Source organism: Vibrio sp. Vb1337 (genome assembly GCF_033338715.1).
In the GTDB taxonomy this organism is placed as follows: domain Bacteria; phylum Pseudomonadota; class Gammaproteobacteria; order Enterobacterales; family Vibrionaceae; genus Vibrio; species Vibrio alginolyticus.
Window position 1 is genome coordinate 1 of the sequence record NZ_JAWOTD010000217.1, and the last position, 1,119, is coordinate 1,119.

Genomic DNA, 1,119 nt, shown 5'->3' on the forward strand with positions numbered 1-1,119 from the left:
TGCAGACACAGTACCACTTCGTTGATCATCGGAATCATCATACGTTGGATGATGGTTTGCTCATCGAACTCTTGTTTATCCGCGCAGACGTCTGCCAGTACTGGCAAGATATCTTCAGTGAAGGTTTTCTTAGGCTTACCTTTTTTATCAATGGTGTAGCTGTAGAAACCGTTGCCATTCTTCTGACCGTATTTGTTGGCTTCGAATAGAGCATCAATCGCGTCACGACCTTGTTGACCCATTCGCTCAGGGAAACCTTCTGCCATCACCGCTTGTGCGTGGTGCGCAGTATCGATGCCGACTACATCAAGCAAGTACGCCGGGCCCATCGGCCAGCCAAATTTGCGTTCCATGACTTTGTCGACTTTAGTGAAGTCTGCACCGTCACGAAGCAACATGCTGAAACCGCCAAAGTACGGGAATAATACGCGGTTGACGAAGAATCCCGGACAGTCGTTCACGACGATTGGTGATTTGCCCATTTTCGCTGCGTAAGCCACTACGCGGTTGATGGTTTCATCAGAAGTTTTCTCACCACGGATGATTTCAACCAAAGGCATGCGATGCACAGGGTTAAAGAAGTGCATACCACAGAAATTTTCTGGGCGTTTAAGTGATTGTGCCAATAGGTTGATTGGAATCGTCGATGTGTTTGATGTAATGACGGTGTCTTCACCAACGTGCGATTCGACTTCGCTCAGTACCACTGCTTTTACTTTCGGATTTTCGACAACGTCTTCAACAATCACATCTGAGTTTTCGATGCCTGCGTAATGTAGGCTTGGGGTAATTGATGCCAAAATTCCCGCCATCTTGAAGCCGTCGATACGACCTTGAGCAAGGCGTTTGTTCAGCAGTTTAGACGCTTCGGTCATGCCTAAATCGAGAGATGGTTGGGCGATGTCTTTCATCAATACTGGCACGCCTTTCAGCGCAGATTGGTAAGCGATGCCACCACCCATGATGCCTGCACCTAATACCGCTGCTCGCTCAGTGTCTTTGCTTGCTGATTTCGCCGCTTTTTTCGCGATGCCTTTGATGTATTGGTCGTTGAGGAACAGACCAACCAGAGCTTTGGCTTCTGCTGATTTCGCGAGTTTAACGAAGTATGTGCGTTCA

1 protein-coding gene is annotated in these 1,119 nt (G+C 48.1%); it reads right to left on the bottom strand.

All coding sequences use genetic code 11. The features are described 5' to 3' along the window. The coding region (locus R7E42_RS25150; RefSeq protein ID WP_318073260.1) for a 3-hydroxyacyl-CoA dehydrogenase NAD-binding domain-containing protein at nucleotides 1-1,119 on the bottom strand (1,119 nt) is incomplete at both ends.